This is a genomic window from Streptomyces sp. NPDC048473 (assembly GCF_043200155.1).
GTDB lineage: Bacteria > Actinomycetota > Actinomycetes > Streptomycetales > Streptomycetaceae > Streptomyces.
In genome coordinates this window covers 16,087-38,454 of record NZ_JBICXE010000017.1, presented here as the reverse complement: position 1 = coordinate 38,454, position 22,368 = coordinate 16,087, and the positions used below count along the sequence as shown (strand labels likewise).

22 protein-coding genes and 4 pseudogenes are annotated in these 22,368 nt (G+C 68.6%); 10 read left to right on the top strand and 16 right to left on the bottom strand.

What is annotated here, in order from left to right:
• Positions 1–690 precede the first annotated feature (690 nt).
• A pseudogene (locus tag ACGFU7_RS25415) lies at positions 691–975 on the top strand (ABC transporter ATP-binding protein); the annotation flags it as partial.
• 210 nt (positions 976–1,185) lie between these two features.
• Positions 1,186–1,992, top strand: coding sequence for an SAM-dependent methyltransferase (locus ACGFU7_RS25410; RefSeq protein ID WP_393698517.1), 807 nt, complete (start codon positions 1,186–1,188; stop codon positions 1,990–1,992).
• A 130-nt stretch (positions 1,993–2,122) separates the two neighbouring features.
• Here ACGFU7_RS25410 and ACGFU7_RS25405 read toward each other — a convergent pair whose 3' ends face one another.
• Complete coding sequence (locus ACGFU7_RS25405; protein WP_393698515.1) at positions 2,123–2,632, bottom strand: DUF664 domain-containing protein; 510 nt, start codon at positions 2,630–2,632, stop codon at positions 2,123–2,125.
• A gap of 324 nt (positions 2,633–2,956) precedes the next feature.
• On the opposite strand from ACGFU7_RS25405, the gene ACGFU7_RS25400 reads away from it, so the two are divergent.
• Positions 2,957–3,589 (top strand): GNAT family N-acetyltransferase, encoded by a 633-nt coding sequence (locus ACGFU7_RS25400; RefSeq protein ID WP_393698514.1) that lies wholly within the window; start codon positions 2,957–2,959, stop codon positions 3,587–3,589.
• On the opposite strand, the gene ACGFU7_RS25395 is transcribed toward ACGFU7_RS25400, so the two are convergent.
• From ACGFU7_RS25395 to ACGFU7_RS25370, 6 genes are all read right to left on the bottom strand, one after another.
• Positions 3,562–5,172: an APC family permease gene (locus ACGFU7_RS25395; RefSeq protein WP_393698512.1), complete on the bottom strand. Its 1,611-nt coding sequence runs from the start codon at positions 5,170–5,172 to the stop codon at positions 3,562–3,564. The genes ACGFU7_RS25400 and ACGFU7_RS25395 overlap by 28 nt on opposite strands.
• Before the next feature lie 173 nt (positions 5,173–5,345).
• Positions 5,346–6,356 (bottom strand): MsnO8 family LLM class oxidoreductase, encoded by a 1,011-nt coding sequence (locus ACGFU7_RS25390; RefSeq protein ID WP_393698511.1) that lies wholly within the window; start codon positions 6,354–6,356, stop codon positions 5,346–5,348.
• A gap of 160 nt (positions 6,357–6,516) precedes the next feature.
• Positions 6,517–6,708 carry a DUF6381 family protein gene (locus ACGFU7_RS25385; RefSeq protein WP_393698510.1) on the bottom strand — a complete coding sequence of 64 codons (192 nt, stop codon included), beginning with the start codon at positions 6,706–6,708 and terminating at the stop codon, positions 6,517–6,519.
• Positions 6,709–6,958: 250 nt separating this feature from the next.
• Positions 6,959–7,420, bottom strand: a complete 462-nt coding sequence (locus tag ACGFU7_RS25380; protein ID WP_393698508.1) for a hypothetical protein — start codon at positions 7,418–7,420, stop codon at positions 6,959–6,961.
• Positions 7,421–7,504: 84 nt separating this feature from the next.
• Positions 7,505–8,323 (bottom strand): hypothetical protein, encoded by an 819-nt coding sequence (locus ACGFU7_RS25375; RefSeq protein WP_393698506.1) that lies wholly within the window; start codon positions 8,321–8,323, stop codon positions 7,505–7,507.
• A gap of 50 nt (positions 8,324–8,373) precedes the next feature.
• Entirely contained in the window at positions 8,374–9,837 is a 1,464-nt protein-coding gene (locus tag ACGFU7_RS25370) for a M60 family metallopeptidase (protein ID WP_393698505.1), read from the bottom strand.
• Between the two features lie 128 nt (positions 9,838–9,965).
• Between ACGFU7_RS25370 and ACGFU7_RS25365 the strand changes: the two genes are divergently transcribed.
• The 3 genes from ACGFU7_RS25365 to ACGFU7_RS25355 all read left to right on the top strand — a co-directional run bounded on the left by ACGFU7_RS25365 (position 9,966) and on the right by ACGFU7_RS25355 (position 12,989).
• Positions 9,966–10,607: a hypothetical protein gene (locus tag ACGFU7_RS25365; protein ID WP_393698504.1), complete on the top strand. Its 642-nt coding sequence runs from the start codon at positions 9,966–9,968 to the stop codon at positions 10,605–10,607.
• A gap of 268 nt (positions 10,608–10,875) precedes the next feature.
• Positions 10,876–11,940: a tetratricopeptide repeat protein gene (locus ACGFU7_RS25360; RefSeq protein ID WP_393698503.1), complete on the top strand. Its 1,065-nt coding sequence runs from the start codon at positions 10,876–10,878 to the stop codon at positions 11,938–11,940.
• Entirely contained in the window at positions 11,937–12,989 is a 1,053-nt protein-coding gene (locus ACGFU7_RS25355) for a polyprenyl synthetase family protein (protein WP_393698501.1), read from the top strand. Before ACGFU7_RS25360 ends, ACGFU7_RS25355 begins: the two co-directional genes overlap by 4 nt.
• Positions 12,990–13,052: 63 nt before the next feature.
• Here ACGFU7_RS25355 and ACGFU7_RS25350 read toward each other — a convergent pair.
• Positions 13,053–13,292 (bottom strand): annotated as a pseudogene (locus tag ACGFU7_RS25350) (RraA family protein); the annotation flags it as partial.
• A 154-nt stretch (positions 13,293–13,446) separates the two neighbouring features.
• Between ACGFU7_RS25350 and ACGFU7_RS25345 the strand changes: the two are divergent.
• On the top strand, positions 13,447–13,986 hold the full coding sequence (locus ACGFU7_RS25345; protein WP_393698500.1) for a GNAT family N-acetyltransferase: 540 nt from the start codon (positions 13,447–13,449) through the stop codon (positions 13,984–13,986).
• Between the two features lie 619 nt (positions 13,987–14,605).
• Here ACGFU7_RS25345 and ACGFU7_RS25340 read toward each other — a convergent pair.
• A complete protein-coding gene (locus tag ACGFU7_RS25340; RefSeq protein ID WP_393698499.1) occupies positions 14,606–15,298 on the bottom strand; it encodes a hypothetical protein in 693 nt (230 codons plus the stop codon).
• Here ACGFU7_RS25340 and ACGFU7_RS25335 point away from each other — a divergent pair.
• Positions 15,297–16,053 (top strand): annotated as a pseudogene (locus tag ACGFU7_RS25335) (hypothetical protein). The gene ACGFU7_RS25340 and the pseudogene ACGFU7_RS25335 sit on opposite strands and share 2 nt — an antisense overlap.
• 139 nt (positions 16,054–16,192) lie before the next feature.
• On the opposite strand, the gene ACGFU7_RS25330 reads toward ACGFU7_RS25335, so the two are convergent.
• From ACGFU7_RS25330 to ACGFU7_RS25305, 6 genes are all read right to left on the bottom strand, one after another.
• Positions 16,193–16,747 carry a hypothetical protein gene (locus ACGFU7_RS25330; RefSeq protein WP_393698497.1) on the bottom strand — a complete coding sequence of 185 codons (555 nt, stop codon included), beginning with the start codon at positions 16,745–16,747 and terminating at the stop codon, positions 16,193–16,195.
• The gene (locus ACGFU7_RS25325) at positions 16,744–17,070 is read right to left on the bottom strand and encodes an Ada metal-binding domain-containing protein (RefSeq protein ID WP_393698496.1); all 327 of its coding nucleotides are present in this window, start codon (positions 17,068–17,070) and stop codon (positions 16,744–16,746) included. The genes ACGFU7_RS25330 and ACGFU7_RS25325 overlap by 4 nt, the downstream gene beginning before the upstream one ends.
• Positions 17,067–17,798: a 2OG-Fe(II) oxygenase gene (locus tag ACGFU7_RS25320; protein WP_393698495.1), complete on the bottom strand. Its 732-nt coding sequence runs from the start codon at positions 17,796–17,798 to the stop codon at positions 17,067–17,069. Before ACGFU7_RS25320 ends, ACGFU7_RS25325 begins: the two co-directional genes overlap by 4 nt.
• Before the next feature lie 94 nt (positions 17,799–17,892).
• Complete coding sequence (locus tag ACGFU7_RS25315; protein WP_393698494.1) at positions 17,893–18,414, bottom strand: methylated-DNA--[protein]-cysteine S-methyltransferase; 522 nt, start codon at positions 18,412–18,414, stop codon at positions 17,893–17,895.
• Positions 18,415–18,556: 142 nt separating this feature from the next.
• Complete coding sequence (locus tag ACGFU7_RS25310; RefSeq protein WP_393698492.1) at positions 18,557–19,336, bottom strand: 2OG-Fe(II) oxygenase; 780 nt, start codon at positions 19,334–19,336, stop codon at positions 18,557–18,559.
• A 398-nt stretch (positions 19,337–19,734) separates the two neighbouring features.
• Positions 19,735–20,736, bottom strand: a complete 1,002-nt coding sequence (locus ACGFU7_RS25305; RefSeq protein ID WP_393698491.1) for a transposase — start codon at positions 20,734–20,736, stop codon at positions 19,735–19,737.
• A 4-nt stretch (positions 20,737–20,740) separates the two neighbouring features.
• Here ACGFU7_RS25305 and ACGFU7_RS25300 point away from each other — a divergent pair.
• A pseudogene (locus ACGFU7_RS25300) lies at positions 20,741–21,103 on the top strand (hypothetical protein); the annotation flags it as partial.
• A gap of 145 nt (positions 21,104–21,248) precedes the next feature.
• Positions 21,249–21,791 (top strand): hypothetical protein, encoded by a 543-nt coding sequence (locus tag ACGFU7_RS25295; protein ID WP_393698490.1) that lies wholly within the window; start codon positions 21,249–21,251, stop codon positions 21,789–21,791.
• A gap of 63 nt (positions 21,792–21,854) precedes the next feature.
• Here the strand turns inward: ACGFU7_RS25295 and ACGFU7_RS25290 are convergent, their stop codons facing one another.
• The gene (locus ACGFU7_RS25290) at positions 21,855–22,349 is read right to left on the bottom strand and encodes a hypothetical protein (RefSeq protein WP_393698489.1); all 495 of its coding nucleotides are present in this window, start codon (positions 22,347–22,349) and stop codon (positions 21,855–21,857) included.
• Positions 22,350–22,368 lie beyond the last annotated feature (19 nt).

Sequence of the window (22,368 nt, the reverse complement as noted above, 5' to 3'; positions counted from 1 at the left end):
ACGTCCAGTCAGAGCCTGGATCCGCGCTATCCACGGCCTGCCGGTCGGTCGGCCGACGGGCATCGGAGGCTGAGTGGGGGGCGCGGGCGGGGTAGCCGGGCCCGGGGTGGCGGCGAACGGCGGCGAAAATTCCGGAAGGGGCGGCGGGTCAGCGGGGAGTGGTCGCGTGGCGGACGTTGAGGGGGCCTCCGGTGCCGGTGGCGTACTCGGCTCGTCCCCCGAGCGGCCGAGCACAGGTTCTTCGCCGCTTGATTCTCGTTCGGCCATGACTCCCCCTCATACGCATCCATGACGTGCCCTCACGGGACCCGGAGATTGGTCACCGTGGCAGCCGACTCCGAGCGGCTGGCCCCATTCGCCCGTGGAAGCACGGAGAATACCGATCCGGATCTGCTCAGTTACCGTCGTTTGAAGCGAAGTTCACAGAATCCACCCATCACAGTCGCGAGCGATGACGGTAGGGCCTGGGCTTGTACTGGTAGAGAGCCCGGGGGCGGGGCCGTAGTCCCCCGTCTCGACGTGGAGCGGTGACTAGGGTTCCAGGTCAAGCACGGAGACGCAGCGCTGAAGAGGCGCCGACGGACTGGAGCGATCCATCGAGCGTGCCCTCCTGCGGGGGAACGTGCCTCACTTGCCTGATCGGCATCTACGCCGACTACCAGCAGTTTTGCTTGACAACCCTAGATAACGCTGGACCCCGAAGCGGAGATCTCCGCGTTCGACCGGATCCGGCAGCTTGCCGGCCCCCATCGGGCGGTCGTGCTGGTGACCCACCGCATGTCCGGCGTCCGCCACGCCGACACCATCTACGTACTGAACAAGGGGCGCCTGGCCGAGCACGGCACCCATGACGAACTGATCGCGGCCGGCGGGCGCTACGCCTCCATGTTCCGCACCCAGGCCGCCCAGTACGCGGCTCCGGCCGATGCCGAGCTCCCGCACCAGAGCACGCCGGCGACCCGCAGTCACTCGTGAGCCGGCACGCCGGCGCCGCTCAACACCCCTCGCCCGGAAGGGAGACAGACACCAGGACCGCCAAATCCGCCACACCGGCCGGCTGTTGACCGACGGCCCGTGGCATCGCTCCCGCGGATGCACCTCCGACAGGAGGTGCATCCCCATACAGACCCTCACCGGTGATCAATACCTCAGGCAGGCGCGGGTGGCATTGGTGAGGATCTGGCCATGAGTACATCTTCGCAGCCGCCGGCCGACAGGCTCCAGACGGACCGGCCGCACTCGGCACGCGTGTGGAACTACCTCCTGGGCGGCAAGGACAACTACACCGTCGACCACCAAATGGGCGACATGATCCTCAACTCGTTCCCCGACTTCGCCGCCATCGCCCGCCTCCAGCGGGCCTTCCTCGCCCGCGCGGTGCGCTTCCTGACCGCAGAGGCAGGCATCCGTCAGTTCCTCGACATAGGCACGGGCCTGCCGACGGCCGACAACACGCACGAGGTGGCCCAGCGGGTGGCCCCGGAGTCCAGGATCGTGTACGTCGACAACGACCCGCTCGTCCTGACCCACGCCCGCGCCCTGCTCACCAGCACTCCCGAGGGCGCGTGCGCATACATCGACGCCGACGTCAGGGACGCCGACGCGATCCTCGCCGAGGCCGCCAAGACGCTGGACTTCAGCCGGCCGGTCGGGCTGACCATGCTGGGGATCATGGGTCAGCTCCCCGATGAGGACGACCCGTGGGCGCTGGTCGACCGACTGGTGGCCGCACTCCCCTCAGGAAGCTGTCTGGCCCTCAGCGACGGCACGGACACGAGTGACTCCCTGAACCGGGCCGTCGCCTCCTACAACGCGAACTCGGCCGGCTCGTACCATCTGCGCAGCCCTGAACGGATCGCCGACTTCTTCCACGGCCTGGACGTGGTGGAGCCGGGCGTCGTGCGGACGTCGGCGTGGCGCCCCGATCCCGACCGGAGCCCGGGGGACACCCTGCAGGGCCATGCGGTGAGCGGCGTCGGGCTCAAGGTCTGAGACTCCGGGGTCCTCCGGCGCCGAGGCCGCGCGGTCCGCGACCTCGGCTCGGAGGACCAGGGGATGGGACGGGCATCGGAGTGCGCCGACGCCGTCCGACGGCGCAACAGGCCTCCGCCCGCGTCGAGTTCTACCGGCGGGCGAGCGAGCCCCGTACGAAGGCTGCCTGGCCCGCATGCTGCAGGTCGTCCGAGATGACGCTGATCAGACGGACCCCGAGGGTGACCGGCGGCGACCACGCCTCGTCGACGACACGGTTCAGAGCCCTGCCGTCGAGCCCACTGATGAATCCGAGGGTCTGTTCATGGACGTCGTCGTAGTAGCCGAGCAGCAGTTCGGGCGAGCCCACCTGCACAGACGCCACGTCTGCGGTGCTGTGTCCGTACCCGGTGGCGTCCTTCGCGAAGGGCAGATCGAAGCGGGAGGCCCAGTCCCGGGTGAACCAGACCTGCTCGATACCTGCCGCATCCGAGACATGGTCGTCCTGGATCCGAGTGAGGTGCCACACGAGCCAGGCGATCGTGTTCGCTCCGTCGTCGAGGCGGGCATGGAGGTCGGCGGGTGAAAGGCCCTCGACCACCGAGTGCACCGTCTCCTGGACGCGAGTGAACGCGTCCGTCAAAAGGTCAGCGCTGTTCATGCCATCACCTTCTCCGCTCTCGCGCTCCTCCCCTGCCATCGACACGCGCCGCACACAACTCGGCCTCCGGTCACCGACCATGACGCACAGGAGCAGCACGTCGAACCCCATCGGCGTCCCCGACGCGTCCGCCGCGTCATACGGCCGGAACCGAGCCGACAGGCGCAGGTGTGCTGCCCGGTAAATCAAATGCGCCGGGGATGTTGATTGCGTATACCTCGGTCGCAGTGCCCGGGTCCGGGCACTGCGACTCGACAGCTTCCGGAGTTCGATGTGATCGCAGATCCGGTCCTCCGTCCCATCACCGGACCGGAGGAGACGATCTTGTTCAACGCTCTGCCCGGCGTCCAGCCGGTCCCGGCGCGCTGGAGGGACGACTCCGAGACCGGGCGCCGGATCAGGGAACGGATAGAGGTGGTCGAGCGCACCGGCGGCAAGGTGTTCGTGGAAAGACTCCGCTACCGCCGGCTCTCCGGCACACCGCTGCCCACGCCTCGCGGCCGGCTGAACTTCCGTACCGTCAAAAGCGATGAGGAAGCCATCGGACTCCTGGCCCGCATCCTGCCGGGCACGCTCGATGCCTACAGCCGGGCCGATATCGCCCGTTCCTCGATCGAGGAATACGCCCGTGTCCAGTACCACGACGAACTGCTCAGCTACTCCAGTCCACGCGACTGGTGGCGGATCGGTGTGCGACAGGACGGCGAACCGGTCGGGCTGGTGGTACCGGCGCAGAGTCCGAACGGCTTCGTCATCGCCTGCATCGGAGTCGCGGAAGGCCATCGTGGCCACGGCTACGTCGACGACCTGCTCACGGAGGGAACCAGCCTGCTGGCCGCCCAGGGCGCCGAACGCATCACCGCGGACACGGATCTGGGCAACCGACCCATGGCGCGAGCGTTCGAAGGCGCCGGGTACGAGAACTTCGCTCAGCGCATCGACATGGGCTGGGACTGACGACTGAGGTGGTCGGCGCCCGAGTGCACCGCCCACACGAAGACGCCGAGGGACAGAGCCCCGACCGCCACGGAGTCGTACGGTGCCGGCAGGTGGCCGGAACCGCCGAAAGTGCCGAGCCATGACAGCAGCGTCAGCGCGGCCAGATGAAAGACCAGCCAGGCGCCATGCAGCAACTCGACGCGTGGCGAAGGCCCCTCGGTACCACGCTGCTGCAGCAGGAACAGCGGGACGCCGAGCAGGACGAGCGGCAGTGCGAGCCGCAGGTCGTGCCAGCCCGACCAGAAGACGAACTCGCCGGCCACGATGAAACTGACCGGCGCGATCCAGCGCACCCCCGGCACCTCGCCCTCCGTCCGTGGCACTCCGCTCTCCCGCTCGTGTGCCCGGAACGCCGCGACGGCGACCGCCGATGCCGCGTAGATGAGCAGATACATGTCGCCCATCACGCTCACGATGTCCTGCCAGCCGCCGAACGGCAGCATGAAGACGATGATGACGGCAAGGTTGAGCAACAGCGCCCGGTGCGCCATGCCGGACCGGGGATCGATCCGCATGAAGAAGCGGGGCAGCAGGCCGTTCTTGGCGAGGGCGTACGTATGCCGGGCATCGATCGCCACCCCCACATAGGCCGAACCGCCGGGAGAGATCACCGCGTCGGCGTAGAGCAGAGTGGCCAGCCAGTGCAGATTGAGCACCAGGGCGAGCTGCCCGAACGGCGACTCGAAGTCGACGCCCTGCCAGCCGTTGCCCAGCAGGGACTCGGGCACCGTGAACAGGAACGCCAGCTGGAGGCCGAGGTAGACCAGCACGGCAAGACCGATGCCGGTGAGCACCGCGGCCGGCACGTTACGGCGTGGATTGCGGGCCTCGCCCGAGAAGTCGAGCGGAGCCTGGAACCCGTTGACGGAGTAGACGATGCCGCCACCGGCGAGAGCGGACAGGCATGCCGCGTAGCCGTACGGTGCGAAGCCACCGTGGTCGGTGAGGCGCCCGGAGTGCGTGCCCGACAGGAACAGCGCGATGACCGTGACGACGGGGACGACGACCTTGAACACCGACACCAGATTGTTCAGGCGGGCGAACATCCGCACGGCGAACCAGTTGAGCGCGGTCAGCAGGACGCTCAGCGCGACGGCCACACCGAGGCCCGGGGCGCTGAGTCTGCTGCCGTCGTACAGGCCCGGCAGATAGTGCGCGGCGTACTGCATGATCGCGCTGATCTCTGCCGCCGTCCCGCCGACCGACAGCAGGACGGACCAGCCGATCACCGTACCGACCAGCCGCCCGCTCGCGTACAGCGGCCAACGCACGGTGCCTCCGCCCTCCGGACGGGTGGCCCCGAGCTCGACCATGACCAGAGCGACCAGGCCGCACAGCGCACCGGCCGCGATCCAGGACAGCAGGGCGGCAGGTCCGGCGGTCTGGGCGGCGTACATGGCCGCGAACAGCCACCCGGAACCGAGGATGTTGGAGAACCCGATCGCGGTCAGGCCCCAGAATCCGAGATCCTTGCGGAGCCTGCGCTCCTCGACCTGCACCGCAGGGGCGGCGAGGGACTCCGCTGGCTCGTTCTGCGGCACGTGGCACGTCTCCTCGGAGGGTCCGGGACATACGAGAGCCCAGCGTGCCACGCGTGATGGCAGGAACCTCCGAAGGATTGCCGCTTGAGGCGCCGATACGGGTGAACGCTCTGTCAGCGGCCACGACGGTCATGGCAGTCACGGCAGGATGCCGGGCACACCCCTGCCGCTGGTCAGGTGGTCAGCTCCGCGATATGGGCCAGTCGACGCAGCGAGTCCATCAGAGCCGCACGGTCGTAAGTACTGGTGGTGACCAGCACCTCGTCCGCACCGGTCTCCTTGATGACCGTTTCGAGCGCTGTGACCACTTGGTTCTCCGTGCCCTGGAGGTGACCGCGCAATCCGCTCTCGTAGAAACCGCGCTCCTTCTCCGTCATGGTCAGTGCCTCGACCCGCTCGGCGGGGGCGAGCGGCGGGAACACGCCATGCGTCCGGGAATACGCCATCGCCCACGCCTCCGGTATCAGCAGGCGCCGGGCCTCCTCCGCGCTTCCGGCGAGCGCGATCGTGCCCGACACGATCACATAGGGTTCCGGGGCCCAGGACGAGGGGCGGAACTCCCGGCGGTAGCGCTCGACGGCCCGCAGCAGCTTCTCCCGCCCACGCAGGTCCCCGACGACCAGCGGCAGCCCGGCCGCCGCGGCGATCCCGGCACCCTCGCCGGTGGCCAGCACGAACGGGGGTATGCGCAGGCCCTCGGCGGGCCGGGCGTGAACCTGCGGGTGGGCGCGCTGCGTGCCGACCAGCCAGCCGAGCAGCTCGCCGAGCTGCCCGGCGAAGTCCTCCGCGTCCGACTTGTCCCGGCCGAGTGCCCTGCGGATGCCGTCGGTGAAGCCCACCGAGCGGCCGAGACCCATATCGATCCGGCCGGGGAAGAGTGACTCCAGCACCCCGAACTGTTCGGCCACCACGAGCGGTTGATGGTTGGGGAGCATCACGCCGCCCGTGCCGACCCGAATGGTGGATGTCGCCGCCGCGACGGCCGCGGCCAGCACGGTCGGCGCCGAACCGGCGACGCCCGGCACGCCGTGATGCTCGGATACCCAGAACCGGTGATAGCCCAGCGCCTCGGCCTCCTGGGCGAGGCGCACGGTGTCGCGCAGCGCCTCGGGGCCGTCGTACCCCTCACGGGTACGGGAACGGTCAAGCACGGAAAACCGGGTGGATGCGATCACAGAGCTCACACCCTTGTTCAACGTCCGGCCCGCGCCAGGATTCCCCCGGTCCGCCACGAAGTCGACGTGCGCGGCCCCTGAGCAGCAGCGCTCAGGGGCCGCGCGACGGCGGTGCGCCCACAGTGTCAGGGAGGAGTGGGCGGGGCATTCGGCCGCCACCCGGCGGCGACTACTCCATCGGGTAGATGTCCCCGCTCGCCATGCCGCTGACCTGATCGCTCTCCGCTTCGATCCTTTGAGCCTTGTCCTTCAGGCGTTGGCGCTCCTTGGGGTCGGTGGTGCGCTCGGCTGCGTCCTTGAGGTCCTTCGCCTTGGCGCGCATCTGCCTCACGCGACCGCGGTATTCTTCTGACTCGCTCATGATCACTCCTTGGATCTGCGGGCGGAGCGGGCCCCACCACGGAACCAGGTTTCCCGGGGGCAGCGCACCCCAGGCGGTTACCCGCCGTTACGTTCGACGCAACAGACGTCATCCGCCGGCCCGGCGTCCCGGGCGGCCGGTGCCGCTCGGGCGCGGTTTCCCACCTCCAGAGTAGGCAGGATGCGACTGCCGTGGGCCTTCACTGTGCTCCCGCTCGTCCGTAGCCGCACGCCCGGCCCCGGCTGACCCGTCAGCCCCGGGACCGGCGCCGGGGACACCGGGATGCGCCCGCCCCTGCCCAGTGGGCATCCGCGCCCAGAAAACCAAGTCCGATCCCCAGCATCCAGGAGTCCTTGGCCAGCGGAATGCCGTCCCGGGTGGGCCGCAGGCTGCCGGGCTCCCGCATCCCGGGGACCCGCAGGTACAGACCGAGCAGGCCCCCGGAGAACCCTGTCAGCACCAGTCCAGCCAGTCGGGTCGGTACGAAGGGGGCGAGCAGGGTTCCGCCGACCGCGATCTCCGACAGGGCGAGCAGCCGGGTGAATCGCTTGGCCTCCATCTTCTTGAGGAACGGGTAGGCGATACAGGCCATGCCGTGCACGCCCTGGGCGGTCTCTTCGTCCGCTTTGAGTTTGCCCAGGCCGGCGTTCAGGATGAACGCGCCGGTGGCAAGGCGAGGGGCCACATCACGCGGTTCGAGTGTGGTCATCATGTGGGAGCCTCCGTCGATCTGGTAATCGGCCCCTCGTCGAGCTTAGCCAGAAGGGTGCCGGGGGCGCTTCACATGGAGTCCCGACTATGAGGTCCGGCTTACAGCCGCTGCCGACGCGTTACCCGTCACCGTGACCTGCTGCCCCCGGCTCGTCGTCTGCGAGGCAGTGCTCAAGCAGCTTCCGGACGACGGATCGGTGACGGCGGGAAGGCCGCCCGTGTAGTCGACGCCGGCCTCGGTACCGACCGGCTTGCCGTACGTCACGGTGACGCGCTGGCCGCACCCGGCCGTGAGGTAGGGCTCGATGAATCCTTGATCGGCGCTCTTGAACCGGCCCGAGGCCGACGGCAGGCCGAGACTGCCGATGTGTGCCACGGGCGTTCCTGTCGCCGTTTCGACGACGTCTCCGGACATCAGCTGCGTCGCCCCACTCACACCGGCGCGCTTGAGCACCAGGGAGTACATCGTTCCCGGCGCGTAGGGGAAACGGACCGAGCAGCTCACTCCCGCGCCGCCGTCGGCCCCGTAGGTGCAGTGGTCGTCCGTGGTCGTGGCATCGGCGTTGAAGGAACTGAAGATCGCCTGGAGTACATGATTCCCGTTCGCGTCCACGGGCTTCGGCTGGAACCCCGCATACGGGCGGGTGCCGCTCTCCAGGGTGGTGTAGTAGGCGAAATAGATACCGGACGCGTCAGGCGCGGAGTCCACCGCCATCGGAAGCGTCAACGTGGTCACGGGCGTGGGCGCGTTGGTGGTCCAGCGGAGTGTCGGTGTCGAGGCCCACGACTGCCCTGCCGCACCGACAGTGAGCAGCGCGGTGGCGGCGAGGACTGTGCCCGACCTCATGAGGCGGCGCAGGGGCCTGCGGGTGGACGTACCGGATTCGACAAATGCAGTGCGCATGTCATCTCCCTTGGGGGGTCTTCAGGGTGGCAGTGGGACCGACTCCGGCTTCAGTCGGCGAGCGTGCTGGGGTCGACAGGCGATTGCGGAAGCCCCAACGCGGCGAGCGCGGCAACGCCGGAGGGGTCGATCGGGAAGGCCCACCTGTGGACGAAGAAGTCGGTGAGGTCGCATCCGGCGGTGCGGCCGGCGTACGTCGCCAGGGCCAGGTACTGGCGGGCGTTGATGACGGGGTCGTGCGTGTAGTCGTCGACCGGGGCGTCATGCTGGTGCTCACTGCGCACGAGGCGGTGCAGCCTGGGCCAGAAGTCCTCGCCGAACGCCAGCTCCAACTGACGGAGCGGGATGAGTTTTTCGTACGCCCCGAAGGATTTCTCGTATGTGATCCCGGTGGTGCCGAGCTTCGGCAGAGCGGTCTGGTAGTAGTTCAGCCCCGTCCTGGGGTCGACCGTCAGCAGGTTGGACGTCTGGCCGAGGGTGCGCTGTGCGGCCAGCGAGTAGATGTTGACGGTGACTTCGGTCAACTGATCGGCCTGGTAGGCAGCTTGCTGGTGGAGATGGCCGAGCTCGTGGTACAGGCCCCAGCCTCGGGTGCGGAGCCCGGCCACGGTGCACAGCCGGTCCATGTACGCGCGCGGGAAGCCGTTGTAGCCGTGCCAGGCATAGGCACCCACCCCACTGGGCACGACGCTGACTTCGTTGAAGTGGTAGCGGCCAGCCTTGGGCCGGTTGAGCGGTCCCCTGCCGTCCAGACCGCTGATGCGGGCATGGCTGTTGATGACGGTGTCGAACAGCTCCATCAGTGTGGTGTGATCCTCGCCGCGATAGAGCAGCGCCCCTTCGCGGGTGAGGGTGAGAATTGCCTGATCGGTCGTCAACTCGACCCAGGGGACGTCGGTTTTCTCGTCGAGCTGCTTCTGGAATGCGGCTTCACCGGTGCGGCCCAGTTCGAAGACGGCCATGCGCTGAGCACCGTTGCCGAACGTGACTGCGGCCCTCTCCCCTTGTCCCGCGAAGCTCAGATAGATGGGGCCGCCGTGGGCGTCGCTGACCGTATTGCGGCCCGGGCGCAGTGGGATGGCGCGCGGCTCCTGGAGGGTGGCGTCGGTGTTGTAGTAGTCGAAGGTGCCGATGTGCAGCGTCGGTACGCGACCGCCTGCCGGTCGGACAGTCACGGAGACGGGCGTGCCCGCAGGGGCATAACGGCCCGTGGGGATGAAGTCGCTGGACCGAAGTGAGCGTGCAAGGCGCATCCGCTCCTTCTCGGCGTCGGGAAATGCCTTGATGAGGAGCGTGTCTCCGGAGTGATGTACGGGGTGCCGGTCGGCCTCCTGAGCCGAGGCGGTGCCCGCACCCAGCAGGGCAGTGGCGCCGGCACCGGCGAGGGCACCGAGGATCATCCGGCGACCGATGGCGCGGGAGACGGAGCCGTCCGACGAGGTGGAGGCCGGGCCCCCGACATCCTCGGGCAGCGAGGACAAGGCGACGAGGTGGGCCGGAGTGGTGAATGGCATTCGGGCAGAGCGCATCCTGAGACTCCCATGGGGATCAACGGCATCGGAGTGAAGTGCGGGCTGCGCGCCAGCATGTAAGCGATTGCCATGGAGTCGCAAGAGGGTCCTCAATGTTTCTATCTTTTACTATGGCCAGGGCGTACGGCGACGACAGTAACCGCTCACATCCACGGGGCATTACGGGTGGAGATGGCAACGCTCGAATCGCTGACGACCGTACGGCCGGGCGGAGTTCCAAACCGGGCAGCTTTGACCGGATGACGACGTATTACCGGAACGAGCAAGCAGCGAAGCACCAGCCGGCGCCGATGCCCGTGCCCTCCCAGGACGTGGACGAGGGTTACCGGCTCGTCGGCCCCGACGGAACTCCGACGCCCGTGGTGGAGCACGTGCAGTGGGTCGACAACCACCCGGCCGGCCCGGATACACACGTGATTTTCTCGTTCGAGGACGACACGGGCGTCGAGTTCCCGTTCGACGTTCCGCTGACAGCCGTCCGGCATGACGAGCGGCGCCCGGCACCCCGGGGCCGAACTCACCTCTGCCCCCTGCCTCATTGGGTAAGCCGCTCGAGAGGTGACGCACGGAGCCGGCCGATCGAGGAAATCCATGCGCGAAGGCTTGAGCGGGCGAGCGCGCTCGGCGCCGACGCGATCGAGACAGTCGTGCTCCCGTCCGACGCCGACGGACTGCGGTTCGCGCTGAAGCACGGATTCGTCGAAGTCGAGAGGTACTTGCTGCCGGGCGGTACCAACCCCTGGATCACATGACGACTGCTCTGATCGCGACTTGCCACGACGCGGCCGACGACAGGGCCGGCAGCACGGAACGGGCCATGTCGACTTCTGTCGATCGCGGAGCAACCTCGGACACGCGACTGCCGTCTTGATCCACAGCAAGGCGGTTCACCGCAAGCGACAAGCCACGTCCGACCCCCCACGAGTGCCCGGGTCCGATCATCAGGCAACTATGCACTTGACGTATACACCAGGTGCATAGTTCTCCTGCTGTCGACCCGGCCGCGCGCGAAAGGCACCCATGCACAGCAAGGCACTGGCGCCCGAGTATCAAGGCGCCCTCACCAAGATGTCGGTGAACTCCTCTCTCACAGATGTACTGGCAGAAGGAGTACGTCACTTGAGGGAGGCCGAGCTCACCGGCTCGCAGCAGGAAGTGGCACGGTGTGGGCTCGCGGTGGCCGAGGCGCATCGCAGGCTCGGCAACGTAAAGGAAGCCGATCAGGCATGGAAGGCCAGTTACCGGGCCGCCCGCTCGGCCGGCGACCTGGGGGCGATGGCCTGGGCGCTGTGGAGCGGTGGGACGCTCGCCCGGCAACGCGGTGAACTCAGGCTTGCTTTCCGACTGTTGGGGCTTGCTGCCGACATGGCGAAACGCGGCGGGGACATCGTCGCCCGTGGCTACTCCCTCGCCGGCCTTGCGGAGACCGGGCGAATACAGGGCGACTACCAGACCGTCGCGGTCCTGCACGAGCAGCTGCTCGCCGAGGCGCGGGCCCGCGGCGAGGCACGCCATACCGTGTGGGCCCTGGAAGGCATCGCACAGATCCACCGCAACACCGGATCGCTCGACAGCGCCCTGGCCATGTTCGAGGAGGCCGCTCAGCTGGCCGGGGACGCGGACGACCGGCGTGGCCGCGCGTGGGCCCTGCGCGGCATGGCCGACATCATTTCCCTGCGGGACGACGATCCGGAGCGTGCCCTTGCCCTGCTCACGGAGGCCGAACTCACGTGCCGTGAGATGAAGTTGTCCAGCGCGCTCGCGTACAACCACAAGATGCGCGCCAACGTGTTCTTCCGCGCCCGCCGTTACGAGGAGGCGCGCCAGGTCTACGAGGAGGCGCTCGCCGAGTTCCGTGCCATGACCGAACCCCGGGGTGAAGCGCTGGCCCGACTCGGTCTCGTCAAGTCGCTCGCCCGGCTCGGCCGCGACAGCAACGAGACCGCCGCCGATCTGGACGAGTTGCGCCGCACCCTCAGCCGTATCGGCCTGCTCAACGCCCGGGACATGGTGGACAAGGCGTACGCCGAACTCGGCGTGACACCGGTCGGTGGCGAGACGGACGAGGAGAGCGGACGACGATGACACCACCGCCCGTAACCCAGCAGGCCACGGCACCGCAGATTCTCGCCCGCTGCCGCGACCTCGTACGCCCGGCGCTCGCACAGGCCGTACAGCGTCTGCACCCGTGGCACGCGGAAATGGCTGCATTCTCCCTCGGATGGGGCACGGCGGACGGCAGCCCCGTCACAGGATCACAGGGCAAAGGGGTGCGCCAGGCCCTCACGCTGCTCAGCGCCGAGGCCGCAGGCGCCGCTGCGGAGGATGCTGTCGTCGGCGCGGTCGCCGTCGAACTGATCCACGTCTTCTCCCTCCTGCACGACGACATCATGGACGGCGACGAGACTCGCAGACAGCGCGCCACCGTCTGGAAGGCGTACGGGACCGGCCCCGCGATCCTCGCGGGGGACGCGCTTTTCGCACTGGCTGTACAGACTCTGGCCGACGCCCCCGGCGTGCACAGCGCGGCAGCGGTCCGGCATCTCGCCGGAACACTGACCGACCTGGTGCGCGGTCAGGCCGATGACCTCCTCTTCGAGTCCCGGCCCTGGACCGGGCCGGAAGCGGTGCAGCCGCACGAGTACCGGTGGATGGCCGAGCACAAGACCGGCGCGCTGCTCGGCTGCGCGGCGGGCCTGGGTGGAGTGCTCGCCGGAGCTCCTGCCACGACCGTCGACGCCCTCGCCGGAGCGGGTCGGCACCTCGGGGTGGCATTCCAGGCCGTGGACGATCTCCTGGGGATCTGGGGGGATCCGGAGGTCACGGGCAAGCCTGTCCACAGTGATCTGCGCCGGCTGAAAAAGACGTACCCCGTCCTCGCGGCCCTGGCCACGGACGACCCCGCTGCCCGGCGCCTCGCCACACTTCTCGGCACCGGCGGCCCGCTCGACACCGCCACCGCCCGGCGGGCAGCCGACCTCGTCGAAGAAGCCGGTGGGCGCTCCGCGACACTGGCCGAAGCGCACCAGCACCTGGACAGAGCGCGCAGCAGCCTCGAAAGCGTTCCACTGGCCCCGGTCGCGCTCGGTGAAATCCTCGCGCTTCTCCCGTTCTTCGTCGACCGCACGATGTGACCCGACGCGGGGGCCCGACCGGTCACCGGTCCCCCGCCGGCCCGCCGGCCCGCCGACCCCGGTCTACTCCTCGATGGCCCCACCGGTCCGCCGGAGATGCTGCCGGAAGGTGTACGACGGATCGGCTGAGCGCTGTGCCAGATAGTCGTCGAAGGACGTCTGCTTGCGCAGTGTCTCGCCCGCCCTGATCCTGCGGGCCTGTTCACGCTCGGTCTGCCGGATCGTGTGCGCCGTCGCCAGCACTTCTTCGGCATGCTCGGCCGGGACGAACAGCACGCCGTCCTCGTCGCCGAAGACGAGGTCGCGAAGTCGATGTTCACGAGAACAGGAGGCGTCTCGTCCCTGGCAGGCGTGGCTTGTAGGGCCCGGACCCGTTGGCGAGGGTGGGGCCCGGGCCGGTGGGTTGATCGGTCCGCGAGTCTTGATCGCTGCCGAGCCTGCTGATTAGCTGGCCGGTATGACCGAGCTCGGACCCGTCCCCTGGCCACCTGCCCCGATCAGGACCGAGAGGCTCGTGCTCCGTGAGCCCGAGGCCCGGGACCGTGCGGCGTTCATCGAGCTGCTCGCCTCGCCAGAGGTGCACACCTACCTCGGCGGCCCCCGGCCGCGTGACGAGCTTGAGCGCGAGATGTCCGGGGCGCCCGAGCGGTGGCCCGGAAGCTTCGTCGTTGATCTCGACGGGTCGATGATCGGCCAGATCCTGCTCAGGAGAGCAACGGGGCACCGTCGCCCGGCTGCCGCGGGGAAGGCCGATCTCGGCTACCTGTTCCTGCCGCGGGCGTGGGGATTCGGGTACGCCGCCGAGGCGTGCGCGGCGGCACTCGGCTGGCTCGCCGGCGCGCTTCCCGGCGAGCCGGTGGTGCTCACCACCCAGACCGCCAACGTCGGCTCGATGCGTCTCGCGGCGAAGCTGGGGTTCACTGAGGTAGAGCGGTTCGATGCCTGGGGCGCCGAGCAGTGGCTCGGCATGTGGTCCCCGGTCACGCCGACCGATTGAGCTCGTGCTCGACAGTGCGGATCCGCAACTCGACAGCACTGCTAGGACGGAGCCCAGCGCTGTTGAAACTCGTGAACATCTCACCAGGCGGAGACGGCCGAACGCCTCCCGAAGCGCTGTCCGTTCTCGTGGACGAAGCCAGTCAGCTGTCTTCGACGGCTGTGCGTCGGCGGAAGGCCGCTTGTCGGCATCGGTGTGAGCAGTAGCGGGCATCGCGCCGTCGGTCGTCGCCGGGCGTCCGGGTAACGCCGCAGGCCGGGCACTCTCTCTTTTCCAGGCGGGTGGACGCCTCACGGAGTGTTCGCTCGTGTTGTGCCGCCTCCAGTTGCGTGACCTGCATGCGGGTGAGCAGAACCGCATCATCGGATTCGCGGCTTCCATCTGGTTGCCGCAGCTGGCGCAACGGCCCGGGTCGTCGGAATCCGGGGCGAGGAACGCGTTGAGCCGATGGACGAGTTGCTCCGGTGTCTCCGGGTTCTGCGTCCGGGGCTCGTTGGGCATCGGCCATGGGTGGTTGGGGAGGGTTCGGCAATAGCGCTCTTCCTCGATCCAGCGGACGAGCGGGTCGGCAACGCCGGCGGCTTCGTAGCGGTAGCCGGGGGCGGCTCGTGCACGGACTTCACTGATGAACAAGCGGAATTCCCGGTCGTTGCCGGTGAAGGGCAGGCCGCGGAGTTGGGGGGAGGCCGGTGAGGGCGACGATGTCGGGATAACTGCTGGCGATGAGCCGGGGGTCCTCGCGGTAGGTGCCTCCGCCGGGAGGAATGAGGAGTTTCAGTCTGCGGTCGCGCCGCTTGTGAAGTCGGCCGCTGCCCCACCAGCACCAGGCGGTGGCCTGGCGCATGGCGATCACGACGGTCTGCCAGCTGTGTTCGCGGACCAGGCGGTGGTGGTCGCGCTGTGCCTGGATGATCTCGGGTATCTGACGGAGGTCGAACTGCGCGTGGTAGGTGTCGGGCCAGCGGCCGTGGCGGAGACAGAGCCGGGTGCTTTTGGGGACCCAGTGCCGGGCTTGGGCGAACACTCCCTTGGCAGCCAGGCAGAGCGTGCAGGCCGTTCGAACCTGCCACCCGTCATCGAGCAGTTGGCAGGACAGGGGCAGGTTACTGGTGAGGCCAGGCGCCCGGAGATCGGGCAGGGCTTTCAGGAGCCGGTCGCGGGGGTGGCCCGACAGGTTGCTGATGGCGTCGAGCAACGGCAGCGGAGCGGGATGGATCCGGTGCTGGTTGTTGATGTGCTCGTGGAGTGCGAGGTGGGAGATCCGGTTCGCTGCCGCGAGCCGGCCGACGTAGGAGTCCCAGGATGGGTCCATGAACCACACCGCACGTATCGCCCTGGTCGGCGACCGGGATCCGGCCGTCCGCTCCCATACCCGCGTCCCCGTTCTGCTGGAGTCCCTGCGCAATCGCGACGTCCTCGACCTGGACGCCTACTGGATCCCCACACAGGAGGCCGCGGACGGGATCGAGGGCTTCGATGCGGTCTGGATGCTGCCCGCAGCCCGTACCGCAGTGAGTCGGGCGCGGTCGCGGCCATCCGTACCGCCCGTGAGGGGGCATCCCTTTTCTGGGTACCTGCGGGGGCTTCCAGCACGCCTTGCTCGAGTACGCCCGAAATGTGTGCGGCCTGGCCGGTGCCGGTCACACCGAGAACACGCCGCAGACCGCCGCCGAAGACGCGGTGGTGGTCCCGCCGGCCTGCTCGCTGGTCGGTCACGAGGGTGCGATCAGGCTCGCCGACGGCTCATGGGCCGCCCAGCTCCTGGGCGCCGAACGCACGGTGGAGCGCTACTACTGCAACTACGGGCCCAACCCCCGCCACCTGGACCTGCTGCGGTCGCACGGACTGCGCTTCACGGGCGTCGAGGATGCGGGCGAGGTCCGTATCGCCGAGCTCCCGTCGCACCCGTTCTTTCTGGCCACCCTCTTCCAGCCCGAACTGTTTGGCGACGGCACCCGGCCGCACCCCTTGATCACAGGACTGGCCGAAGCTGCCGTCCGTCACGCGAAAGGCTCGCTCCGATGCAGGTCCGAGGCGACAGCCCCCGGGGCTGGAGGATCCGCGTGACGGCCGCGGTGGCCGCGTATGTACGAGCATGCACGGTCCCCGATGCCCACGCCGCCAGCCCTCTCGCGCCGGTGCCGGACGCCGCACCGACCGCCACCCGCACCGACATGTCGAGATCGCAACCGGGCATGCCCCCGCACTATTCGGACGTCACGTTCGGGGGCTCGTAGTGGGTGGTCCAGCTGCGGCGCATGTCCCAGGTGCCACCGTCCGCGGAGGCGCCGCGCAGACCGTGGACGGTGTCGGCGCCGGCGAGTTCGACGAGCCGCGGGGTGCCGAGCGAGGCGAAACCGAAGGTGCGGGCCGGATCCCAGTCGGTGGAATGGCGCAGGCGCCGGGCGAACTGCGCCACTCCGAGCGGCGCGCCTGCCAGCACCCACGCGTCCGGGGCCTGGGCGGTCAGCCGCTGGGCAGGCCGCAGCCACGAGGCGCCGTCCTCGGGCCAGTCGACGACGACGAGCACATCCTTGCGCAGGGCCTGCCACGCGCGGATGAACGCATGGGCGGCGGCACGGGAGTTGGCGTCGCGCCCGTGCCCGACGGAAACGGACTGGATGCGCGAGCGGGGCGCGGTCAGCAGGCCGATCAGAGCGGCCAGCTCCGCTTCCGTGTGCGCATCCGGTGCCGGGCTGTCGGCGACAGGGTTACGGAGCTTGGGTGACCTGCTCCGCGTGGCGTCTTTGATCAGGCTCATGAGGTGTCCCCGGGGCTCTGCTCCTGCTTCTCTTTCCCGTTCTCTTTCCAGCGGGCGTACGCCTCCGGCAGGCACACCGCACACGGCCGGTAGCCGGCCTCGATGGCGGTGGCCTCGTCGGCGAAGAACACTCGCTGCGACACGTAATGGCCGCGGGCCATCGCCCTCAGCGCGGAGGGGCAGTCCAGCCGTCCGTACAACCGGCCCCGTCGGTGTCCGCCGAGTGTGCCCGGTGTGGTGCTGCGGTAAGACTCGCCGTCCGGGCCGAGCAGTGTGCGGATGCGCTGACCGGCTTCTCGGCGGGCATCGGTGCGGTCGCTCATTCGGCATCGTGGAAGACGAGGCCAAGGGTGCGGCGCCGGCCGGAGCGGACGGTGCTGACACCGTGCCGCATGGGCGCGGTCGACCAGCCGCGCTTGGAGGCAATCGGGCGGTCGCGGGTGGTGAACACCAGCCCGTGGCCCTGGAGAAGGCCGGTGGCCGATCCCCGGGACTGGGCGCGGGGGCGCTGCTCGGTCATGAGGAACTCGCCACCGGTGTAGTCGGTGCCGGGCACATCGAGTCCGATAGCGACCTGGAGCGGGAAGAGCATGTCTCCGAAGACGTCGCGGTGCAGGGCGTTCCAGTCTCCGGCACCGTAACGCAGAATGATCTGGGCGGACTTGGACTGGCCGGCCTCGTGACACATGCCGAGCCACTCCTCCAGTTCGTCGGGCCACGGGGCGGGCTTTCCCAGCTTGCCGGCCCAGGCACGGGCGATCGGCAGCAGGTGCGGGTAGAACGCCTCGCGCAACTCCCGGACCACCTCGGGCAGATCATGGGTGAAATAGCGGTACTGGCCGGAGCCGAATCGGTAGCGGGCCATGTCGATGGTGGAGCGGAAGCGTTCGGTGTCGTCGTACAGACCGGCGAGCTCGCGGCACTGGGCGGGGGTGAGCAGCTGCCCGGTCAGCGCGCTGCCGTGTTCATCGACCTCGTCGGTGAGCGCGGCCCAGTCGGTGGCGTCGACCAGGTGGCTCACGGCTCCGGCCGGGCGTGTTGTGTCGATCATGGGTCTGGTTCCTCGGTACGGGGTTGGCGAAGGGCTGGGCCGTGGGCGTCGCCGCGGCCCCGGCGAGAGTGACACGGGGGCGCGCCGACACCGGTCAGGCGGCTGCCAGGGCGACGCGCTCGGAGGCGCCTTCGTGGAGCAGCAGCCGCTGCTTGCGCTCCAGACCTCCTGCGTAGCCGGTCAGGGAGCCGTCCGCACCGATCACCCGGTGGCAGGGCCGGACGATCAGCAGCGGGTTCGCACCGATGGCCGTGCCGACCGAGCGAGCCGCGGATCGCGGCGCGCAGATCCGGTCGGCGATACGGCCATAGGTCGTCGTGCTGCCGTACGGGACGGCCTCGATCGCCATCCAGACCCGCTGCTGGAACTCGCTGCCGCACTCGACGTGTTCAATGTCGAATCGGGTGCGTCCGCCGTCGAAGTACGAGCGCAGCTGAGCGACGATCTCGGCGAGCGCGTCCGCGTCCTCGACCCAGCCGTCCCGGACGGCCGCGCCGCCCCTCTGCTCGGGAACCGACAACGAGGCAAGGGCTGTGCCGCCGTTCGCCGTCGGAGACTCCTCGCCGACAAGCAGCAGTTCACCCAGCGGGCTGTCCATAGTCGTGTAGAGCGTCATCGGGCATTCCTTCCAAGCGGTTTCATCGACCCATGAACGAGTCTGCGGCTTTTGCGGAGGTTCGTCCGGCGATTTTCGGACGGAGCATTTCCGCCGGGACTGTGTGGCCCCGCACGGCGTGCCGGAATCCGACGGGTGGGAATCAGCGGGCGTTGTGGAAAATGAGGCCCAAGGTGTTGCGTCGCCCGGACTCAACGGCTCCGGTGCCGTGCCGTACGGGGTGCCGGCGGTAGCCGTTCTTGCCGTGCACCGGCCGATGGCGGACCGGGAAGATCATCCCTTGGCCCAGCTCCGGCTTGACGACGATGGCCTTCGACTGGAAGCGGGGGCGCTGCTCGACAAAGACGTTCTCGCCGCCTGTGAAGTCCTCGCCCGGCTGGTTGAGCATGATCGCAATCTGCAGCGGGAACACGATGTCGCCGTAGATGTCCTGATGCAGGCAGGCGTAGTCGCCCTCCCCGTAGGTGAGGATCAGCGGAGTCGGGCGGTTCTGGCCGTTGGCCGCGCACTCCTCGGTGAGTTCCGCAAGCGTGTCCGGGAAGGTGCGTTCACCGAGCATCGGCGCCCATTGGTTGGCCATCCACGCCATCGGCGGGTAGAGGCTCTCGCGCAGCGCCTGCACCAGCGGTGGCAGTGGATTCGCGTAGTACTTGTAGGTGCCGCGGCCGAAGTTGTAGCGCTGCATCACCACCGTACTGCGGAACATCCCGTCCTCGTCGAGCGTGCCGATGAGCTCCTCGCACAGCTCGCGGCTGAGCAGGGGCGGGGTGAGCGCCACGCCGCGCTCGTTCAACTGCCCGTACAGCGCCGCCCAGTCCAGCTCGCACAGCGCGGGCAGGCCGTTGTCGTACGGAACGCGCGGCGCGTCACCGGTCCGGGATGTTTCGCCGAACAGCGTCGGGGCGACGGCGGAGTGGTTCATGGTGTGTTCCTCAGTGATGTGTTGTCGTCGCAGCGGTCGGGGCCGGGCGGGAACCTCGGCCACTCGGGTACGTGCGGCATCACAGCCTGCGCGCCGTAGCCACGTCGCCGCCGAAAGCCCCCGACGATCAATGCTGACTGCCACTGAGCGAGAAATCTGGCGCTATTCGGACATTGCGCTACGGGTCGTGTGCGGCGAACAGGCCCGAGGGTGCTGTCCACCACGTCAACAGACCGGATGCACGGTTGAACGGCTCAGAACCCCAGCACCGAAGATCTCCTGCGGAGTACAGGACCTGTGAGGAACAAGGCCACGAGAAGTCCCCCGATGGCCGCTTCGGGCCTCACCCTCACAGGGCAATTCGCCTAGCGGTGGTTTGTTGAACCGGGGAGTAGAGGTTAAGGGGGTGGCCTGCGCCGACGGCGTGGATCAGGGCTTGGAGTTCCGGTGGTGGGGGTGCATTCGTCCAGGCTCGCCAGCATCGTTGGAGGCTGGTCCAGGGGTCGGGCCAGGCCCGGACGGCGCGTATTGCCTTGGGCCAGCTGGCCGTGTGGGGCTGGTGGGGTCTGGTTGGTCCCCCTCTCGGGCCGGCCCGGTTCTTCGGGCGGCTCCGGTGGTGCTGTGCCGGGCGAAGCCTCGGGTGGCGGACTGAACCAGGCGTCCCAGCAGAACGAGAACGCGCAGGTGACCAGCGTCTGGTGGCGGCGGATGGCGGTGTCGGAGCGGACCTGGAGGTCGGCCCGCACGAGTTCGTCCTTGACCTGTTTGTTGTTCTGCTCGATCCAGTGCCGGATGCCGTAGATCTGGACGACTTCGTGCAGTTCAGCGGCGGGTTCGGGACTGTCGGCCTCCCGGGGGCCGCCGGGTCGGGGCAGGTCGGTGGCCAGGTACCAGGTGGCCTTCGCGGGCAGGGTGGCCGGGTCTGCGGTCGTCACGACCAGGCGGACGTTTCCGTCGGGGCCCCACCAGCCGAGGTGGGCGTCGGCGGCCCACCAGGTCTCGGTGTGCCCGTCGCGGAAGGTTCGCTCGATGGCAGTCCAGTCGCCGGGATGCTCGGGGTCCGTCCAGGTCAGGGCGCGGGCGGCGTCGGCGGGGGTGTAGGCGTCCTTGCCGTAGGCCCAGGTGCCGTGGCTCGGTTTGAGGGCCATGACGAACGGCAGTCCCGCCTCGCTGAGTTGTCTGCGGAAGCTGTTTTGGTCGCCGTAGGCGCAGTCGGCGGCCACGGCCCGGAAGGCCACCCCGGCCGTGTTGGTGGTGCGGGCGAGTTCTGCGTCGATCTGCAGTTTCGTGCGGAAGCCGGGATCGCTCCTGCCCTTGGGGAAGTGATGGCCGGGGCTGTAGGGCACCGCGTGCAGCGGGTAGTAGAGGTTCTCATCGGCCCAGCAGGTGGTCACCGTCACGATGCCGTTGTCGAGTGAACATGTGGCCTGTGCCGGCGGAGAAACGGTCCTGAGTGCCGGCGAGATCAGCTTCACTCGCGAGGCAGGCCGATGGGCCGTGGGCGACGTCAGCAACCACTCAACCGGGTACTGTCCGGACGTCAGCTCCTGGTCGGCAGTGGCCCGTGCTCTGGATGGCATAGAGCTCGGGCGTCCCTCCGGGTTCACCCATGAAGTGGTGTTCCGGCGCTGTCCTGGCTGCCAGGAGCACAACATCGTGCGCGAGGACGACTTCGTCTGCGTTTTCTGCGGCAGCGATTTGCCCGAGGCGTGGAACGTGGATCCCTCTGCTCGACGGCAGAGTGTCATAGCCACTCGTTGCACGTGAGGGCTGGGCCGATAGTGTGACTGACGTGTCTGAGGGGATCGCCTGGATAGGCGCATACAGCTGCACGAACGCGGGAGGCGTGCCCGGGATGCGAGGTCACATCTCCCTGACAGCGGCCCGCGGTATCGGGACTGAAGAGTTCCTGATGGCTCTTGGTGCTGACCTTGCGCAACTGGAGGACGGGCCGCCGTACAAGGATTGGCGGACGCTGACCGCCAACGGGGGCACGGCCTTGGACGATGCCAACCGGGCGATGTACGGCACGCACGGAGAGTGGGTGTACGTGCTGGAGGACTGGGGCATGTCGACCTGGTACACGGGCTTCAGGAAGGTCGAGGGAATGGCCCCCTACCCGGACGAAGAGATCATCTGCCTGACGATGAACTCCCACTGCCCGCCGAGCCGGATCATTCACGCGCCGGGGGACGGCAACGACCGGCAAGGCGAGTTCGGGGAAACCACAGGATCCGGATCGGCGCTGGACGAAGCGCTACAGGCCGCGGGCGCGGTGCTCCTGCCACGGCCGGATGCCCGTGACGAGGAAGCAATCGCGCGCTATGAGGCGGAGAGCGAGGCGCTACCGCGGGCGGTGTTCGCCGCGGCCGGGAACTACACGGGACTCGTGATCGACCAGGCCGCAGTCGAAGCCGGTGATCTGCCGCTGGCCGTCCTACCCATGGTGATGTGACCTGGCGGCCAGCAAGAACAAGGGGCGCACCGCGGCATGCGGTGCGCCCCTTGCGTTTGCAGGTCAGGTCAGAGCGCGCTCAGTGCAGACGACCGGGGCAATGCTGCCGTGCAGGCAGGTCGCGCCGGGGGTCATGCGCGTATCGAGCCAGTACGCATCCTTGTCCATGACCCTCATGTCCTTGAGGAACTTGGTGAACCGGCCGCCCATGGATTCCTGGTTGTGCATGCCGGAGATCGCCGACCGGCCGCAGACTTCCTTGAACGTCGGGTCGGTGCCGTTGATGCTGAACAGGTGCACCGCCGTACCCAGCTTCTTGGCATAGGTACCAATGCACGCATCTCCGGTAGGCGTCGTGCCGCCCGGCAGCAGCGCCGGACTGATGCCGCCCTCGGCGGTGGACATGCCTCCGCTGTTGTACGACGACGCGAATGCGAACTCGTCGCAGTTCAGCATGTCGGCGGCACCGACCAGGGCGGACGGGTCGCCGTTGTCTGCAACCCATCCGGTGGGACAGATCCGGCCGCGGCTTCTCTTGTTCTGCGCCTCGTCGCCCATGTAGTACAGGGGCTTTTGG

Excerpts from the sequence above, each read along its gene's own strand:
- ACGFU7_RS25410 (WP_393698517.1), top strand. The coding sequence starts at position 1,186 with ATGAGTACATCTTCGCAGCCGCCGGCCGACAGGCTCCAGACGGACCGG.
- ACGFU7_RS25405 (WP_393698515.1), bottom strand. The coding sequence starts at position 2,632 with ATGAACAGCGCTGACCTTTTGACGGACGCGTTCACTCGCGTCCAGGAG.
- ACGFU7_RS25385 (WP_393698510.1), bottom strand. The coding sequence starts at position 6,708 with ATGAGCGAGTCAGAAGAATACCGCGGTCGCGTGAGGCAGATGCGCGCC.
- ACGFU7_RS25380 (WP_393698508.1), bottom strand. The coding sequence starts at position 7,420 with ATGATGACCACACTCGAACCGCGTGATGTGGCCCCTCGCCTTGCCACC.
- ACGFU7_RS25375 (WP_393698506.1), bottom strand. The coding sequence starts at position 8,323 with ATGCGCACTGCATTTGTCGAATCCGGTACGTCCACCCGCAGGCCCCTG.
- ACGFU7_RS25370 (WP_393698505.1), bottom strand. The coding sequence starts at position 9,837 with ATGCCATTCACCACTCCGGCCCACCTCGTCGCCTTGTCCTCGCTGCCC.
- ACGFU7_RS25365 (WP_393698504.1), top strand. The coding sequence starts at position 9,966 with ATGGCCAGGGCGTACGGCGACGACAGTAACCGCTCACATCCACGGGGC.
- ACGFU7_RS25360 (WP_393698503.1), top strand. The coding sequence starts at position 10,876 with ATGCACAGCAAGGCACTGGCGCCCGAGTATCAAGGCGCCCTCACCAAG.
- ACGFU7_RS25355 (WP_393698501.1), top strand. The coding sequence starts at position 11,937 with ATGACACCACCGCCCGTAACCCAGCAGGCCACGGCACCGCAGATTCTC.
- ACGFU7_RS25345 (WP_393698500.1), top strand. The coding sequence starts at position 13,447 with ATGACCGAGCTCGGACCCGTCCCCTGGCCACCTGCCCCGATCAGGACC.
- ACGFU7_RS25340 (WP_393698499.1), bottom strand. The coding sequence starts at position 15,298 with ATGGACCCATCCTGGGACTCCTACGTCGGCCGGCTCGCGGCAGCGAAC.
- ACGFU7_RS25330 (WP_393698497.1), bottom strand. The coding sequence starts at position 16,747 with ATGAGCCTGATCAAAGACGCCACGCGGAGCAGGTCACCCAAGCTCCGT.
- ACGFU7_RS25325 (WP_393698496.1), bottom strand. The coding sequence starts at position 17,070 with ATGAGCGACCGCACCGATGCCCGCCGAGAAGCCGGTCAGCGCATCCGC.
- ACGFU7_RS25320 (WP_393698495.1), bottom strand. The coding sequence starts at position 17,798 with ATGATCGACACAACACGCCCGGCCGGAGCCGTGAGCCACCTGGTCGAC.
- ACGFU7_RS25315 (WP_393698494.1), bottom strand. The coding sequence starts at position 18,414 with ATGACGCTCTACACGACTATGGACAGCCCGCTGGGTGAACTGCTGCTT.
- ACGFU7_RS25310 (WP_393698492.1), bottom strand. The coding sequence starts at position 19,336 with ATGAACCACTCCGCCGTCGCCCCGACGCTGTTCGGCGAAACATCCCGG.
- ACGFU7_RS25295 (WP_393698490.1), top strand. The coding sequence starts at position 21,249 with ATGGCTCTTGGTGCTGACCTTGCGCAACTGGAGGACGGGCCGCCGTAC.
- ACGFU7_RS25290 (WP_393698489.1), bottom strand. The coding sequence starts at position 22,349 with ATGGGCGACGAGGCGCAGAACAAGAGAAGCCGCGGCCGGATCTGTCCC.